Here is a 16,468-nt window from a genome sequence, read left to right as displayed (position 1 = left end):
GGACGGCTGCGCTCAGCCGGGCTCCTGCCCCTCCCCGGCGTCCGGTCCCCCGGCCACGGCGGGGAGCAGGCCACGGCGGCGCAGCAGCGGCGTCGGGTCGGCGTCCCGGCCCCGGACGGCGCGGAAGGCCTCCAGCGGGTCCACCGACCCCCCGACCGACAGCAGCCGCTCCCGGAAGACGTCGCCGTTCTCGCGACGGAGGCCGCCGTTCTCCCGGAACCACTCCACGGTGTCGGCGTCGAGCACCTCCGACCAGATGTAGGAGTAGTACCCGGCTGCGTACCCACCCGCGAAGACGTGCTGGAAGTACGTGGTCCGGTAGCGCGGCGGGACCAGCTCGTAGGCGACGCCGGCCGCGGCCAGGGCCGCCCGCTCGAACTCCTGGGGGTCGCCGACCTCCGTCTCGGGCGTGATCCGGTGCCAGGCCTGGTCCAGCAGGGTCGCCGCGAGGTACTCCAGCGTCGCGAACCCCTCGCCCCACAGCCGGGCCGCCTCGATCGCCTCGACCACGCTGGCGGGGAGCGGCTCCCCGGTCAAGACGTGCCGGGCGTAACTGCCGAGGACCTCCGGCTCGAGGGCCCACATCTCGTTGACCTGGCTCGGGAACTCGACGAAGTCGCGCGGCACGCTGGTGCCGGCGAACCGCGGGTAGGTGACCGCCGAGCTCAGCCCGTGCAGGGCGTGGCCGAACTCGTGGAACAGCGTGTCGACCTCGTCGAGGGTCAGCAGCGTCGGCTGCCCGTCGGCGCCGCGCGTGACGTTGAGGTTGTTGACCACCACGGGCTTGGTGTCCAGCAGCCGGGACTGGGTGACGAACGAGCTCATCCACGCCCCGCCGCGCTTGCCCTCCCGCGCGAAGTAGTCGCCGAGGTAGAGCCCGACGGTCTCCCCCGCCGCGTCGGTGACCTCCCAGACGCGGACGTCGGGGTGGTAGCCGGCCAGGTCCGGACGCGGGGTGAAGCGGTACCCGTAGAGCAGCTCGGCGGCGCGGAAGACGCCGTCGAGCAGCACCCGCTCCAGCTCGAACCAGGGCCGCAGGGCGGCGGTGTCGACGGCGTAGCGCTCGGCCCGCACCCGCTCGCTGTAGAAGGCCCAGTCCCACGGCGCGAGGTCGGTCACCCCGTCGCGGGCGGCGACCTCGCCGAGGGCGGCCGCCTCGGCGCGGGCGTTGGCCAGCGACGGCCCGACCATGGAGGCGAGCATCGCGTCGACCGCCGCGGTGGTCCGCGCGGTCGAGTCGGCCAGCACCAGGTCGGCGTGGGTGGCGAAGCCGAGCAGCCGGGCCCGCTCGGCCCGCAGCCGGGCGATCCGCACCGCCACCGGACCGTTGTCGTGCTCCCCGTCGGAGGCGCGGCTCACCGATGCCTCGAAGACGCGGCGGCGCAGTTCCCGGTCGCGCAGCTTGGCCAGCACCGGCTGGCCGGTGGGCAGCAGCAGCGGCAGCAGGAAGCCGTCGACCCCGCGGTCGGCGGCCGCCCGCGCGGCGGCGGCCACCTCCGCCTCGCCGAGCCCGTCGAGCTCCGCGGCGTCGGCCACCACCACCGCCGCGGCCTCGGTGGCGACCTGGAGGTTCTGGCCGAACGTCGTCGACAGCGCCGACAGCTCGCCGTTGAGCTCCGAGAGCCGGGCCCGGCCGGCGTCGTCGAGCCGGGCTCCGGAGAGGACGAAGTCCAGGTGGTAGCGCTCCACGAGCCGGACGGCCTCGGCGTCGAGCCCGGCCCCGTGCCGCGCGGCGTGGACGGCGTCGATCCGCGCGAACAGCTCGGGGTCCAGCCGCAAGGCGTCGGTATGCGCGGACTCCAGTGGCGCGAGCTCGCGCTCGATCTCGCGCAGCCGGTCGGAGGAGACCGACGAGGCGAGGTTGTGGAACACCGCCCCGGCGCGGCGGTAGAGCCGGCCGGAGCGCTCCAGGGCGACGACGGTGTTCTCGAACGTCGGCGGCTCGGGGGAACCGACGATGGCCGCCACCTCCGCGCGCTGCTCGGCCATCCCGGCGAGCACGGCCTCGCGGCAGTGCTCCAGCGTGGTCGCCGCGAACGGCGGCAGCTGCAGCGGCAGCGGGGACGGCTCGAGCAGCGGGTTGTCGGCGGAGGGGACGGCGGGGACGGACTCGACGGCGCTCATCACCGCCCACTGTGTCACTGCGGTCGCACCGGACCGCACCGCGATGCCAGCGCGGTCCCACCGGACCGCACCGCGGCCAGGTGCCGTCCCCGGCCACCACTGAGCCGCAGACAGTGGAGCGGTCGCGGAGACCCTGCGGCCTCCGCGACCGGTCCACTCATCGGCTGGCCGTGCGCTGGTAGAGCCGCACCGACAGCGGCACGAACACCACCAGGATGACCGCCGTCCAGATCACCGAGTAGAGGACCGGGTTCTGCATCGACCAGGCCTCCGGGACCGGGGTGCCGGGCACCGTGTTGCCGAACAGCTCCCGCGCGGCCTGGGTGACCGCGGAGACCGGGTTCCACTCCGCGAAGGTGCGCAGCACCGCGGGGAAGGTCTCCAGCGGCACGAAGGTGTTCGCCACGAACGTCAGCGGGAAGATCACGATGAAGCTGGCGTTGTTGACCACCTCGGGCGTGCGCACCAGCAGGCCCACCACCGCCATGAGCCACGAGATCGCGTAGGCGAACAGCAGCAGCACCAGGAAGCCGCCGACCGCCTCCCCCAGGGAGGAGTTGATCCGCCAGCCGACGAGCAGCCCGGTCAGCGCCATGACCACGATGGAGATGGCGTTGAGCCCGAGGTCGGCGACCGTGCGCCCGATCAGCACCGCCGACCGGGACATGGGCAGCGAGCGGAACCGGTCGATGAGCCCCTTCTGCAGGTCCTCCGCGAGGCTGGCGCCGGTGATGGTGCTGCCGAAGACGACGGTCTGGGCGAAGATCCCCGGCAGCAGGAACTCCGCGTAGCTGATCTCACCGGGCACGCTGATCGCGCCGCCGAACACGTACCGGAACAGCAGCACGAACATGATCGGCGACAGCGTCGCGAAGACGATCAGGTCCGGCACCCGCTTGACCTTGATCAGGTTGCGGCGGGTGATCGTGAGACCGTCGGAGACGGTCTGGGCCAGCGCGCTCACCGGCCACCTCCCGTGGTCGTCGCGGGCCTCCGGTCGGTCGCCTCACCGGTGCCGGTGCCCTCCTCGGCGGCGTGGCCGGTGAGGGTGAGGAAGACGTCGTCGAGGTCGGGCCGGCGCAGGCCGACGTCGAGCACCTCGATGCCGCTGCCCTCCAGGAGGCGCAGCGCCGTGGCCAGGTCGTCGGTGCCGCCGCTCACCGGGAGCGACAACCGGCGCGTCGACTCGTCCAGCCGTGGCTCGTCGACCGCGAGCACCCGCAGCCGGCCGACGGCCTCCTTCAGGTCGCCGGCGTCGCGCACGGTCAGCTCCAGCCGCTGACCCCCGACCTGCGCCTTGAGCTCGTCGGCGGTGCCGCGGGCGATCACCCGCCCCCGGTCGATCACCACCATCCGGTCGGCGAGCCGGTCGGCCTCCTCCAGGTACTGGGTGGTCAGCAGGATCGTCGTCCCGCCGCCGGCCAGGTCGGCGATGAACTCCCACATCGACAGCCGGCTACGCGGGTCCAGCCCCGTGGTCGGCTCGTCGAGGAAGAGCACCCGGGGCCGCGCGATGAGGGAGGCGGCGATGTCCAGCCGCCGGCGCATGCCGCCGGAGTAGGTCTTGGCCGGGCGGTTGGCGGCCCCCGTCAGGTCGAACCGCTCGAGCAGCTCGCCCGCCCGCGCGCGGGCCTCCCGGCGGCCCAGCCGGTACAGGCGGCCCACCATCTCCAGGTTCTCGAACCCGGTCAGGTACTCGTCGACCGCGGCGTACTGCCCGGTCAGCCCGATGCGGGACCGCACCGCGTCGGCATCGCGCACGACGTCGAGGCCACCCACCTCCGCCCGGCCGGCATCGGCGCGCAGCAGGGTGGTGAGGATGCGCACCACGGTCGTCTTCCCTGCGCCGTTGGGCCCGAGCAGCCCGAGCACCGCGCCCTCGGCCACGGTGAGGTCCACCCCGTCGAGCGCGGTCGTCGCACCGAAGCGCTTGACCAACCCCTCGACGACTATCGCGTCGCTCATGCGGGGCACGCTAGGGCCGGGTGCCGACACTCTCCGACTGCTCTTCGGCCCGCCCGGGCCCCGTTCGCGACGAGCTGGTCCACGACTCTCCTTCGTCCGCCACCCCCCACCGGATGCGGGGCACGGGGTGTGGACGGCGGCGGCGACCGGAACTCGTCGGTCAGCCGGTGGTGACCGCGTAGCCGGCACGCTCCAGCCGGCCGAGGACCTCCTCGGCGTGCTCGGGTCCGCGGGTCTCCAGGACGACGAAGACCTCCACCTCGCCGAGGTCCAACCGGGTCGCCGTGCGCTCGTGCTCGACCTCCAGCACGTTGGCGCCGGCGTCGGCCAGCTCGCCGAGCACCGCCGCCAGTGACCCCGGGCGGTCGGGCACCCGCAGCCGCAGGCGCAGGTACCGGCCGGCCGCCGCCATGCCGTGCTGGACGACCTTGAGCAGCAGGACGGGGTCGATGTTCCCGCCGGAGACCACGGCGACCACCGGCGGGCGGAAGGCCGCAGGGTCGGCCAGCACGGCCGCGACCGCCGCGGCCCCGGCCGGTTCGACCACCAGCTTGGCCCGCTCCAGGCAGAACAGCAGCGCGCGGGAGAGGTCCTCCTCGGTGACCGTGCGCACCTCGTCGACCAGCTCGCGGACGTGCGCGAAGGTCAGCTCCCCCGGCGCTCCCACGGCGATGCCATCGGCCATCGTGGCCATCCCGCCCAGCGCCACCGGCCGGCCGGCGGCCAGGGACCCGGGGAACGCGGCCGCCGCCTCCGCCTGGACGGCGACCACCCGCACGTCCGGACGGCGGGCCTTCACCGCCGCGGCGATCCCGGAGACCAGCCCGCCCCCACCGGTGCAGACGACCACGGTCGCGACGTCGGGGCACTGGTCGAGCACCTCGAGACCGACGGTGCCCTGGCCGGCGATCACGTCGGGGTGGTCGAACGGGTGGATGAACACCGCTCCGGTGCGCTGCGCGTGCTCGGCGGCCGCGGCGAGGGCGTCGGTCAGCGTGGCCCCGCCCAGCCGGGCGTCGGCGCCGTACCCCCGGGTGGCGGCCACCTTGGGCAGCGGGGCGCTCTCCGGCATGAAGACGGTGGACCGGATGCCGAGCAGCTGCGCGGCCAGCGCGACGCCCTGCGCGTGGTTGCCCGCGCTGGCGGCGACGACCCCGCGGGCCCGTTCGTCGGCGCTCAGCCGGGCCAGCCGGGCGTACGCGCCGCGGATCTTGAACGAGCCGGTGCGCTGGAGGTTCTCGCACTTGAGCCACACCGGCCCGCCGGCCCGCTCGGCCAGCGCGCGGGAGTGCTCCAGCGGCGTCCGCCGGACGACGCCGTCGAGGAGGGCGGCCGCCGCCTCGACGTCCGCCCCGCTCACCAGAGGCACCTCCGCAGCGACCATGACCCGATCTTCGCAGGCGCCGGCAGCGCCGTCCGCCCTGCGGAGGAGGAGCGCCGCGGCAGGGACCACGGACCGGTCCGCGCAGGCAGGAGCCGCCGACGGGTGCCCCCACCGGCGGTGGCGTCGTACCGTGGCTGGGGTGACGGACCCGGGCACCACAGCCTCCGCTCCCCCCGCTCCCACGACCCTGGGCGCCCTCCGCGACAGCGGGGCCACCTTCCGACCGGTGAAGGCCGAACTCCGCGCCAACCTGCTCGCCCGCCTGGGGGCCGGCGAGCCCAGCCTGCCCGGCATGGTGGGCTTCGAGGACACCGTCGTCCCCGAGGTGGAGCGCGCCCTCATCGCCGGCCACGACCTGGTCCTGCTCGGCGAGCGCGGGCAGGGCAAGACGCGGCTGATCCGCACCCTGGTGGGCCTGCTCGACGAGTGGACGCCGGTGCTGGCCGGCAGCGAGCTCAACGAGCACCCGCTGCACCCGATCAGCGTCTGGGCGCACCGGCAGATCGCCGAGCACGGCGACGCCACCCCGGTCGGCTGGCTGCACCGCAGCGAGCGGTTCGGCGAGAAGCTGGCCACCCCGGACACGAGCGTCGGCGACCTCATCGGCGACGTCGACCCGATCAAGGTCGCCGAGGGCCGGACCCTGGGCGACCCCGAGACGGTCCACTACGGCCTGGTGCCGCGCACCAACCGCGGCATCTTCAGCGTCAACGAGCTGCCCGACCTCGCCGAGCGCATCCAGGTGGCGCTGCTCAACGTGCTGGAGGAGCGGGACATCCAGATCCGCGGGTACCGCGTGCGCCTGCCGCTGGACCTGCTGCTGGTCGCCAGCGCCAACCCCGAGGACTACACCAACCGCGGGCGGATCATCACCCCGCTCAAGGACCGCTTCGGCGCGGAGGTCCGCACCCACTACCCGATCGAGCTGGCCGACGAGATCCGGCTGCTGCACCAGGAGGCGCACACCAGCTGGCTCAGCGTGGCGGGGGGCGGGCAGTCGGGCGCCGCGGCCGGCGACGGGCACTTCGACTCCCCGGTCATCCCCGAGCACCTGGCCGAGATCGTCGCCCGGTTCACCCGGCTGGTGCGCGAGTCCAACCACGTCGACCAGCGCTCCGGGGTCAGCGCCCGGTTCGCGATCGCCGGGTTGGAGACCGTCGCCGCCTCCGCCGTCCGCCGGGCCGCCGTCGCCGGGGAGACCCGGCCGGTGGCGCGGGTGGTGGACCTGCCCAGCGTCGTCCCGGCCAGCCGGGGGAAGGTCGAGTTCGCCGACGCCGGCACCGACCCGGACGACGAGCGGGAGCTGGAGATCCTCGAGCACCTGCTGCGCCAGGCGACCGCCCAGACCTTCCGTGCCCGCTGCGCCGGGTTGGACCTCACCGGGCTGCAGGAGCACTTCACCGGCGGGGAGACCGTCGAGTCCGGCGAGCTGGTGCCCGCCGCGGCGCTGCTGGGCCAGCTCGGCACCATCCCGAAGCTGGCCGAGCTGCTGGGCCGGCTGGGCGTGCCGGAGGGCGAGCAGTCGGCCGAGCAGGCCGCCGCCGCGGTGGAGTTCGCCCTGGAGGGGCTCTACCTCACCCGGCGGCTGGCCAAGGACACCGACGGTTCTCGCACGGTGTACGGGGCCTGACCATGCCCTCGCGGCGCGGACGCGGCCACCGCTACTCCCGTTGGCACGGCGGACCCGACCCGCTGGCCCCGCCCTACGACCTGGGCAGCGCCGTCGACGAGATCGGCGACTCGGTGCTCGGCGGCAGCGGGGTCCGCGAGGCCCTTCGCGAGCTGCTGCGCCGCGGCATGGACGGGCGCCGCGGCATGGACGAGTTGCGCCGGTCGGTGCGCGACCGGCTCCGCCAGGCGCGCCAGGCCGGCCGGATGGACGGCACCCTGCAGGAGGTCCGCGAGCTGCTGGACCGGGCGCTGGAGGCCGAGCGGCGCGAGCTGTTCCCCGACCCGGACGACAGCGCGCGGCTGGCCGAGGCCGAGCTGGACGCGCTGCCGGAGGACACCGCCGGCGCCGTCCGGGCGCTGAAGGACTACGGCTGGCGGTCGGACGAGGCCCGGCAGGCCTACGAGCAGATCCAGGACCTGCTGCGCCGCGAGGTGCTCGACAGCTCCTTCGCCTCCATGAAGCAGGCGCTGCAGAACGCCACCGAGCAGGACATGCAGGCCGTCAAGGACATGGTCGCCGATCTCTCGCAGCTCATCGACGCGCACAACCGCGGCGAGGACACCGACGAGCAGTTCGCCGACTTCATGGACAAGCACGGTCAGTTCTTCCCGGATGACCCGCAGTCGATCGACGAGCTCATCGACTCCCTCGCCCGCCGGGCCGCCGCGCAGGAGCGCATGATGGCCGGCCTGTCGGCCGACCAGCGCGCCGAGCTGTCCGAGCTGATGGCGCAGACCATGGCCGACATGGGCCTGGCCAGCGAGATGGCCCACCTGCAGGACGCCCTCCGCCAGGCCCGCCCCGACCTGCCGTGGGGACAGCGCGGTCAGGTGCCCGACGGCGAGCAGGGCCTGGGCCTGGGCGACGCGACCAGCGCGGTCGCCGAGCTCGCCGACCTCGAGGCCCTGTCCAACCAGCTCTCGCAGGGCTACGCCGGCGCCTCGCTGGCCGACGTCGACGAGGAGCTGCTGGAGCGGGCGCTGGGCCGGCCGGCCGTCGACGACCTGGCCGCGCTGCGCCAGCTGGAGCGGGAGCTCGAGCGGCAGGGCTACCTCAACCGCTCCGACGGCAGGCTGGAGCTCTCACCCAAGGCGGTCCGCCGGCTGGGGGCCACCGCGCTGCGACGGGTGTTCGCCAAGCTCGACGCCACCGGCCGCGGTGAGCACGACGTCGCCGACGCCGGCGCCGCCGGCGAGCTGACCGGCAGCAGCCGGGAGTGGCGGTTCGGCGACGAGCAGCCGCTCGACGTCGTCCGGACGGTGAAGAACGCCGTCCTGCGCACCGCGCACGAGCCCCGGCGGGACGGCCAGCGGCAGGTGCGGATCGCCGTCGAGGACTTCGAGGTCGTCGAGACCGAGCGGCGCACCGGTGCTGCCGTCGCGCTGCTGGTCGACCTCTCCTACTCGATGGCGCTGCGCGGCACGTGGGGCGCGGCCAAGTCGACGGCGATGGCGCTGCACTCCCTGGTGACCACCCGCTTCCCGCAGGACGCCATCCAGATCATAGGGTTCTCCTCGACCGCGCAGGTGCTGCGGCCGGAGACCCTCGCCGAGCTGTCGGTGGACACGCTGCAGGGCACCAACCTGCAGCACGGGCTGATCCTGGCCCGCCGGTTCCTCGCCCGGCACCGGGACGCCGAGCCGGTGGTCCTGGTGGTCACCGACGGGGAGCCGACCGCGCACCTGGAGGACGACGGGACGCCGTTCTTCTGCTGGCCGCCGATGCCCGAGACGATCGCCCGCACCGTCGCCGAGGTGGAGCGGGTGGCCCGGTCGGGGGCGACGATGAACGTCTTCGCGCTCGATCCCGAGCCGGGGCTGGTGCACTTCGTCCACGACATCACCCAGCGGGCCGGTGGCCGGGTGTTCACGCCCGACAGCGAGCGGCTCGGCGAGTACGTGGTCGCCGACTACCTCCGCACCCGGAGGGGCCGTCGGCCCCGCTGAGAGAGGACCCCCTCGCGAGCTCGGGGCGGTGCCCGACGGGGCCGGACGGCGGGCGCTGGATCCCGCCGTCCCGTGGGGTCGTACCGGCATGACCGAGTACGTCCAGACCGAGGACGGCGTCCGGATCGCCTACGACCGCGAGGGCGCCGGCCAGCCGCTGGTCCTCGTCGGCGGTGCCGGGCAGTTCCGCGCCGTCGACCCCGACACCCGCGCGCTGACCACCGAGCTGCCCGCCCGCGGCTTCGACGTCGTCCACCACGACCGTCCCGGCCGCGGCGACAGCGGCGGGGAGCCGCCGTTCCGGCTGGCCGGGGAGGTCGCGGCCATCCGTGCCCTGCTCGGCGTGGTCGGTGGGCGGGCGTGGCTGTACGGCAGCTCCTCCGGCGGCGCGATCGCCCTCGCCGCGGCGGCCGAGCTGCCGGGCGTGGAGCGCCTGGTGCTGTGGGAGGTGCCCCTCGACGACGAGGAGGGCACCGACGGCGCGGACCACCTGGCCGCCGTCCGGGCGCTGGTGGCCGCCGACGACCGGGAGGGCCTCTGGCGGCTGTGGACCGCGGGCATGCCCCCGGAGTGGTTCGAGGCGATGCGCTCCGGACCGCAGTGGCCGCTGTTCGAGCGGATGGCACCCACCCTCGAGGCCGACGCCGAGGCGCTGGCGTGGACCCGGTCCGCGCCGCGGCGGCAGCTGTGGGCCCCGGTCACCGCGCCCACGGTGGTGCTGCTCGGCGCGTCCACCTTCCCGTTCATGGCGGCCGCCGCCGAGTCGATCGTCGCGGCCCTCCCCTCCGCCGAGCGCGCCGAGATCCCCGGCAGCGGTCACCGCTGGCGTGCGGCCGACCTCGCCACCTGCATCGCCGGTCACCTGCCCGGACGGGTCAACGACGTACCGGCTGCGCACCGCTCGAGCTGATGCCGGGGATGTCCCCGGCGCGGAAGGCGTCGACGAACAACCGGTGGTCCTCCTGGGTGCGCCGGGCGTAGGCCGCGGCGAACGCGGTCAGGTCCTGGACGAACTCCTCGCGCCGGTCCCCGACCATCGCGGTGATCGCCTCCTCGGTCTGGAACGCCACCAGCGTGTGGTCGCTGTCCACGTCGCCCACGCAGTGCACCTTCGCCGTCGCCCGGCCCAGCTGGGTCATCACCGGCGCGATCTCCTCGGGCTCGGTGAGGTCCTCCCAGTCCAGGTCGACCTCGTAGGGCGAGAGCTCCTGGACGACGAACCCGACGCCGTCGATCTCGGTGTGCCCGAGGAACTGCGAGGCGTTGGCCTGCAGCGCCCGCTGGCTGACCGCCGTCCGGTGGCCCTCGTGCTCGAAGTACCCACGGATGCCGGGGTCCCGGACGATCCGGCTGGGTGCCGGCACGTTCCCCTGCTTCAGCGAGAGGACGACGTCGTTCTCCAGCGCCTGGTCGTAGCCCTCGATGAGCACGTTGTAGGCGGGCAGGCCGGCGCTGCCGATGCCGAAGCCGCCGGTCGCGATCAGGTCCTTGACGTCGTAGGCCACGTCGCGCCGCCGGCGCGGCGGGTACACCGTCTCCCGCCACCGGTCGAGGGCGGCCAGCACCCGGGCGCGCTCGGCGTCACCCAGCCGGCGGTTGCGCGGGCCCTCCGCGAAGCGCCGCTCGAAGTTCTCGACGACGGTCATCCGGTCCAGCAGTGCCTGCCGCGTGCGCGCGGTGGTCCGGAGGATGGCCTCGTACACCGCCCCCTCGGTGTTCTCCCGGACCAGCGCGAAGGAGCGGTCGTCCTCGAGGCGGGTGAACGCGGCGACCTGGTCGAGGTAGGCGTGCAGGTACCGGCCGAGCAGGTCGGCGATGACGTCGTCCCCCAGGGCCTTGCGCCAGGCCAGCAGCGCGAAGCTGGCGACGAACCGGCGGAGGTCCCAGCTGACGTGGCCCAGGTAGGCCTCGTCGAAGTCGTTGACGTCGAAGACGATCCGCCCCCCGCCGTCCATGTAGGTGCCGAAGTTCTCGGCGTGCAGGTCGCCCTGGATCCACACCCGGCTGGTGCGCTCGTCGCACCAGCGGTCCTCCAGCTGGGCCATGTCGGCGTAGAAGAGGCAGGCGCTGCCCCGGTAGAAGGCGAACGGGTCGGCCGCCATCTTGCGGAACTTGGTGCGGAAGGCGTCGGCGTCCGCGGTCATCAGCTCGGAGAACGCGTCGACCAGCACGTCGACGATCTGCCGCGACCGGTCGCCGTCCGGACGGCCACCGCTGCCCCCTGCGAGGGAATCCGCCATGGGGGGACCGTAGGGGGCGGTTAGCCTGCGGGACAGGTGCTTTCCGCAACTGGAGGACGGGGACGGCGGTGACTCGAGCGAGCACGGCATGGCGACTGGCCACCGGTGCCGCCTACGGCGGCGGTGGCGTGGGCCTGGTCGGGGCCGGGCTGGTCACGCTGCTGCGGGCGCAGGCGCGCGCCGCCCGACGGCGGGTCGAGGCGCGGACGGCCAAGGCCGACCCGCCCTCGGGCGACGGCATCTACGGCCGCGGCCGCGGCAAGCCGATCGTCCTCGCCGTCCTCGGTGACTCCAGCGCCGTGGGCCTGGGCGTGGAGCGGGCGGCCGAGACCCCTGGCGTGCTGCTCGCTGCCGCGCTGGCGGAGCTGGCGGAGCGCCCCGTGCGGCTGGTCCGGCTCGCGGTCTCGGGCGCGGAGTCCCACGAGCTCGAGGAGCAGGTCGACAAGGCCCTCGTCGAGCACCCGGACGTCGTGGTGATCATGATCGGGGCCAACGACGTCACCAGCCGCACCCGGCCCTCGATCTCGGTGCGGCACCTGCGCGACGCCGTCCGCCGGCTGGTCGAGGCGGGCGCGGAGGTCGTGGTCGGCACCTGCCCGGACCTGGGCACGATCCGGCCGATCGGCCAGCCGCTGCGGCTGCTGGCCCGCCGCTGGAGCCGGCAGATGGCCGCCGCGCAGACCATCGCCGTGGTCGAGGCGGGGGGGCGGACGGTGTCGCTCGGCTCGGTCCTGGGTCCGCGGTTCGCGGAGGACCGCGGCCTGTTCAGCGTCGACGAGTTCCACCCGAGCGGGGCGGGGTACGCCGCCGCGGCCGCGGTGCTGCTGCCCTCGATCGCCGACGCACTCGGCGTCTGGCCCGCCTCGGCCGACCGCGGGCTGCGCAACCTGCGCCGCGACACCGTCCGCCCCGTCGCCCGTGCCGCCGCGCGCGCCGCCGGCCGGACCGGCACCGAGGTGCAGGCGACCGCGGTCCGGGGCTCGGAGACCGGTCCCCGCGGACCGTGGGCGCGGCTGCGTCGCCGCCGGCCGCCTGACCTGCCCACGCCCGAGCAGGCCGAACGCGCCGCCGAGTCGTCCACCTCCTGACGACGGCGAGCGAGGAGCGGACCGCCGCGCGGGGTCGGGCAGGAGACACCGCGCGACTGCGCCGCACCCGCGTTACCGGGGAGTAGGTTCGGCACCGACCCGACGTCCGGCGTCCCCCGTCGGATCCGCCTCACCGTGGAGGACCCATGCCCGAAGCCGTCATCGTCGCCACCACCCGCTCCCCCATCGGGCGGGCGTTCAAGGGTTCGCTCAAGGACCTGCGGCCCGACGACCTCACCGCCACGATCGTGCGCGCGGCGCTGGACCAGGTGCCCGCGCTCGACCCGACCGACATCGACGACCTGATCCTCGGCTGCGGCCTGCCCGGCGGCGAGCAGGGCTACAACATGGCCCGGGTGGTGAGCGTCCTGCTCGGCATGGACCACCTGCCCGGCACGACCGTCACCCGCTACTGCTCGTCCTCGCTGCAGACCACCCGCATGGCGATGCACGCGATCAAGGCCGGCGAGGGCGACGTGTTCATCTCCGCCGGGGTGGAGATGGTGTCCCGCTTCGCCAAGGGCAGCAGTGACGGGCTGCCGGACACCAAGAACCCGGCGTTCGACGACGCGGAGGCCCGGGTGGCCAAGACCGCCGAGAGCGGCGCCGACTCCTGGACCGACCCCCGCGACAACGGCGAGCTGCCCGACATCTACATCGCCATGGGCCAGACCGCCGAGAACCTGGCGCTGCTCAAGCGCGTCTCCCGCGAGGAGATGGACGAGTTCGCCGTCCGCAGCCAGAACCTGGCCGAGCAGGCCATCGCCGAGGGCTTCTGGGAGCGCGAGATCACCCCGGTCACCACCCCCGACGGCACCGTCGTCAGCACCGACGACGGCCCGCGGCCGGGCACCACGCTCGAGGGCATCGCCGGGCTCAAGCCGGTCTTCCGGCCCGACGGGCGGGTCACCGCCGGCAACGCCTGCCCGCTGAACGACGGGGCCGCCGCGGTCGTCGTCATGAGCGACACCAAGGCCCGCGACCTCGGCCTGACCCCGCTGGCGCGGATCGTCTCGACCGCGGTGACCGGGCTGTCGCCGGAGATCATGGGCTACGGCCCGGTCGACGCCTCCAAGCTGGCCCTGCAGCGGGCGGGCATGAGCATCGGCGACATCGACCTCGTGGAGATCAACGAGGCGTTCGCCGCGCAGGTCATCCCCAGCTACCGCGACCTGGGCATCGACCTCGACCGGCTCAACGTGCACGGCGGCGCGATCGCGGTCGGCCACCCCTTCGGCATGACCGGCGCCCGCATCACCGGCACGCTGATCAACGGCCTGCAGACCAAGGACAAGACCTTCGGCCTGGAGACGATGTGCGTCGGTGGCGGCATGGGCATGGCGATGGTCCTCGAGCGCCTGAGCTGAGGAAGGACCCCGTCCTCCCCACCCTGCGCACGCTCAGGGCGGGACCGGGACGGGGCCGTGGCGCGGGTCCTGCGGGGGCCCGGGAACGGCCAGTGGCCCGGCCCCCTCGCGGGGACCGGGCCACTGCCGTGTGATGGCCCCGCCGAAGCGGGGTCCTCTCAGTCGTTCTGCAGGTAGGACAGCAGCCGCAGGATCTCCAGGTACAGCCAGACGACCGTCACCAGCAGGCCGAAGGCGATGTACCAGGCGAACTTGGCGGGGGCGCCGCGGCGGATCGCCTCGTCGGCCATGTCGAAGTCCAGCAGCAGCGAGAAGGCCGCCACACCGATCACGATGACGCTGAACAGGATGGCGATCGGGCCACCGCTGCGGAGGCCGAGGGCGTCACCGCCGACGAACAGGCTGACGACCAGGTTGACCAGGATCAGCGCCAGGACGCCGAACATGGCGCCGACGATCCAGCGGGTCAGCTTGGGGGTGACCCGGATGGCGCCGGTCTTGTAGACGACCAGCATGCCGGCGAAGACACCGAAGGTGCCGATGACCGCCTGCATGACGATGCCGGGGTAGAGGTTGTTGAACGCCTCGCTGATGGCACCGAGCGCGACGCCGTAGAGAGCGCCGTAGGCCAGGGTCGCGCCGGCGTTGGCGATCTGCTTGAACGCGATCACCAGGCCCAGCACGAAGGCCACCAGGACGGCGGGCAGCGCCAGGCCGAAGGCCAGCTCCTGCGGGAGCAGCGCCCAGGTGACGGCGGCCGAGAGGACGGTGACGAGGAACGACAGGCCCGTCTTCTGGACGACGTCGTCCATCGTCATGTAGCGGGTGGTCGACGGCGCGTACGGCGACCGGGCGTACGGCGACGGCGCGGCGTACGGGTCCTGCGTCGGGGCGCCGTACTGGGGAGCGCCGTACTGCGGGGCACCCCACTGGCCGGACTGCTGGCCGTTGCCGGCAGCGGCGTTCGCGAAGCCCCGGCCGAAGACCGGGTTGTGGCTGGGCATCGTCATCTCCTCGAGGTGACCGAGCGGTTCGTGGGGTCAACGGTCCTGCACCCCACTCGTCCAGGTCAACGCCCGAACGTGCCCGTGCGTTCCTGCGAGTTCCCTGGACACCCGGACGAGGGGGTCGGCGTGCCCCCGGTCGGACTCGAACCGACACTCGGACCCTTTTAAGGGGCCTGCCTCTGCCGATTGGGCTACGGGGGCCTGCGGTGGTCGAACGCTAGCCCCGCCGGGCCGCGCGCACCGCGAGCAGGACCGGCGGTGCGCGGTCCCCCGGAGAGCGTGGCAGGGGCGTCAGCTCGCCCGGGCGGAGCCGGACTGGGCGCGGTCGGCCGCCGACGGCGGGGGCAGCTGACCGGTCCGGCCGGTGTTGGCGGCCGCGACGAACTCCCGCCGCGGGTCCTGCAGCTGGCCCAGGGAGATGACCTCCCGCCGGAAGACCGCGGCGAGGGTCCAGTCCGCGACCACCCGCGCCTTGCGGTTGAACGTCGGCACCCGGCTGACGTGGTAGGTGCGGTGCATGAACCACGCCGGCCAGCCCTTGAGCTTCACGCCGTAGACCTGCGCGACCCCCTTGTGCAGGCCGAGGCTGGCCACCGAGCCCGCGTACGCGTGCCGGTAGGGCACCGGCTCCTCCCCGCGCAGGGTCAGCACCACGTTGTCGGCGAGCCGCTTGGCCTGCCGGACGGCGTGCTGCGCGTTGGGCGCCGTGGTGGCGGCGGGGTCGTCCTTGGTGAGGTCCGGGACGGCGGCCAGGTCGCCGGCCGACCAGGCGTCGGGGACCCCCTGCACCTGCAGGGTCGGCTCGCACACCACCCGGCCGCGCTGGTCCAGCGGCAGGTCGGTCTCCGCCAGCATCGGGTTGGGCTTGGTGCCCGCCGTCCACACCAGGGTGTCGCTGGCGAACTCCTCGCCGTCGGAGAGCCGCACCAGGCAGCCGTCGGAGATCGACTCCAGGCGGGTGTTGAGCCGCACGTCCATGCCCCGGGCGGTCAGCTGCTTGACCGTCCAGGCAGCCATGTCGAGGTCGACCTCGGGGAGGATCCGCCCCATCGCCTCGACCAGCACCCACCGCATGTCGGCCGGGGACAGCCGCGGGTAGTAGTGCTCGACCGCGTAGCGGGCCATGTCCTCGAGCTCGGCGAAGGCCTCCACGCCGGCGTACCCACCGCCGACGAACGTGAAGGTCAGCGCCCGGCGGCGGACCTCCGGGTCGTCGGTGGAGCTGGCCGCGTCGAGCCGGGCGAGGACGTGGTTGCGCAGGTAGATGGCCTCACCGACGTTCTTGAACCCGATGCCGTGCTCGGCCAGGCCCGGGATGGGCAGGGTGCGCGCCACCGAGCCGGCGGCCATCACCAGGACGTCGTAGGACAGCTCGAAGGGCTCCCCCTCGATGGGCGCCACGCGGGCACGCTTCTCGGCGTGGCTCAGGCCGGTGACCGCGCCGGTGATCACGCGGCACCGCGGCAGGGTGCGGCGCAGTGGCACCACCACGTGCCGCGGCTCCACCGAGCCGGCCGCCGCCTCCGGGAGGAAGGGCTGGTAGGTCATGTGGGGCTGTGGGTCGACGACGACGATCTCCGCCCGCCCCCGGGACAGCCGCTTCTGCAGCCGGAGGGCGGTGTAGAGGCCGACGTAACCGCCACCCACGACCAGGACCACGGGTCGCTGCGCCATG

12 protein-coding genes and 1 tRNA gene are annotated in these 16,468 nt (G+C 74.1%); 5 read left to right on the top strand and 8 right to left on the bottom strand.

Going from position 1 to position 16,468, the window contains the following annotated elements:
* Positions 1 to 12: 12 nt before the first annotated feature.
* The 4 genes from ACI79C_RS20075 to ilvA all read right to left on the bottom strand — a co-directional run bounded on the left by ACI79C_RS20075 (position 13) and on the right by ilvA (position 5,449).
* Positions 13 to 2,124 (bottom strand): M3 family metallopeptidase, encoded by a 2,112-nt coding sequence (locus ACI79C_RS20075; protein ID WP_456947451.1) that lies wholly within the window; start codon positions 2,122 to 2,124, stop codon positions 13 to 15.
* Between the two features lie 157 nt (positions 2,125 to 2,281).
* Complete coding sequence (locus ACI79C_RS20070) at positions 2,282 to 3,088, bottom strand: ABC transporter permease (RefSeq protein ID WP_456947450.1); 807 nt, start codon at positions 3,086 to 3,088, stop codon at positions 2,282 to 2,284.
* Positions 3,085 to 4,089, bottom strand: coding sequence for an ATP-binding cassette domain-containing protein (locus tag ACI79C_RS20065; protein WP_456947449.1), 1,005 nt, complete (start codon positions 4,087 to 4,089; stop codon positions 3,085 to 3,087). Before ACI79C_RS20065 ends, ACI79C_RS20070 begins: the two co-directional genes overlap by 4 nt.
* Positions 4,090 to 4,249: 160 nt before the next feature.
* Positions 4,250 to 5,449, bottom strand: a complete 1,200-nt coding sequence (gene ilvA, locus ACI79C_RS20060; protein ID WP_456947448.1) for a threonine ammonia-lyase — start codon at positions 5,447 to 5,449, stop codon at positions 4,250 to 4,252.
* A 250-nt stretch (positions 5,450 to 5,699) separates the two neighbouring features.
* Between ilvA and ACI79C_RS20055 the strand changes: the two genes are divergently transcribed.
* The 3 genes from ACI79C_RS20055 to ACI79C_RS20045 all read left to right on the top strand — a co-directional run bounded on the left by ACI79C_RS20055 (position 5,700) and on the right by ACI79C_RS20045 (position 10,001).
* Positions 5,700 to 7,103, top strand: coding sequence for a sigma 54-interacting transcriptional regulator (locus ACI79C_RS20055; RefSeq protein ID WP_456947447.1), 1,404 nt, complete (start codon positions 5,700 to 5,702; stop codon positions 7,101 to 7,103).
* Between the two features lie 2 nt (positions 7,104 to 7,105).
* Positions 7,106 to 9,091, top strand: a complete 1,986-nt coding sequence (locus ACI79C_RS20050) for a VWA domain-containing protein (protein ID WP_456947446.1) — start codon at positions 7,106 to 7,108, stop codon at positions 9,089 to 9,091.
* A gap of 88 nt (positions 9,092 to 9,179) precedes the next feature.
* Positions 9,180 to 10,001, top strand: coding sequence for an alpha/beta fold hydrolase (locus ACI79C_RS20045; protein WP_456947445.1), 822 nt, complete (start codon positions 9,180 to 9,182; stop codon positions 9,999 to 10,001).
* Here ACI79C_RS20045 and ACI79C_RS20040 read toward each other — a convergent pair.
* Complete coding sequence (locus ACI79C_RS20040; RefSeq protein ID WP_456947444.1) at positions 9,967 to 11,331, bottom strand: DUF2252 domain-containing protein; 1,365 nt, start codon at positions 11,329 to 11,331, stop codon at positions 9,967 to 9,969. The genes ACI79C_RS20045 and ACI79C_RS20040 overlap by 35 nt on opposite strands.
* Positions 11,332 to 11,399: 68 nt before the next feature.
* Between ACI79C_RS20040 and ACI79C_RS20035 the strand changes: the two genes are divergently transcribed.
* Positions 11,400 to 12,419: an SGNH/GDSL hydrolase family protein gene (locus ACI79C_RS20035; protein WP_456947443.1), complete on the top strand. Its 1,020-nt coding sequence runs from the start codon at positions 11,400 to 11,402 to the stop codon at positions 12,417 to 12,419.
* Positions 12,420 to 12,565: 146 nt separating this feature from the next.
* Positions 12,566 to 13,786, top strand: a complete 1,221-nt coding sequence (locus ACI79C_RS20030; protein WP_456947442.1) for an acetyl-CoA C-acetyltransferase — start codon at positions 12,566 to 12,568, stop codon at positions 13,784 to 13,786.
* A 158-nt stretch (positions 13,787 to 13,944) separates the two neighbouring features.
* Here ACI79C_RS20030 and ACI79C_RS20025 read toward each other — a convergent pair whose 3' ends face one another.
* The 3 genes from ACI79C_RS20025 to ACI79C_RS20015 form a co-directional block, all read right to left on the bottom strand.
* Complete coding sequence (locus ACI79C_RS20025; RefSeq protein WP_456947441.1) at positions 13,945 to 14,790, bottom strand: Bax inhibitor-1/YccA family protein; 846 nt, start codon at positions 14,788 to 14,790, stop codon at positions 13,945 to 13,947.
* 130 nt (positions 14,791 to 14,920) lie between these two features.
* A tRNA-Leu gene (locus ACI79C_RS20020) sits at positions 14,921 to 14,994 on the bottom strand.
* A 90-nt stretch (positions 14,995 to 15,084) separates the two neighbouring features.
* Positions 15,085 to 16,467: an NAD(P)/FAD-dependent oxidoreductase gene (locus ACI79C_RS20015; protein WP_456947440.1), complete on the bottom strand. Its 1,383-nt coding sequence runs from the start codon at positions 16,465 to 16,467 to the stop codon at positions 15,085 to 15,087.
* Position 16,468 lies beyond the last annotated feature (1 nt).

This window comes from Geodermatophilus sp. SYSU D00697, from assembly GCF_054050175.1.
Note: the sequence above shows the minus strand (reverse complement) of the source record. Positions and strands in the feature narration are given on the sequence as shown.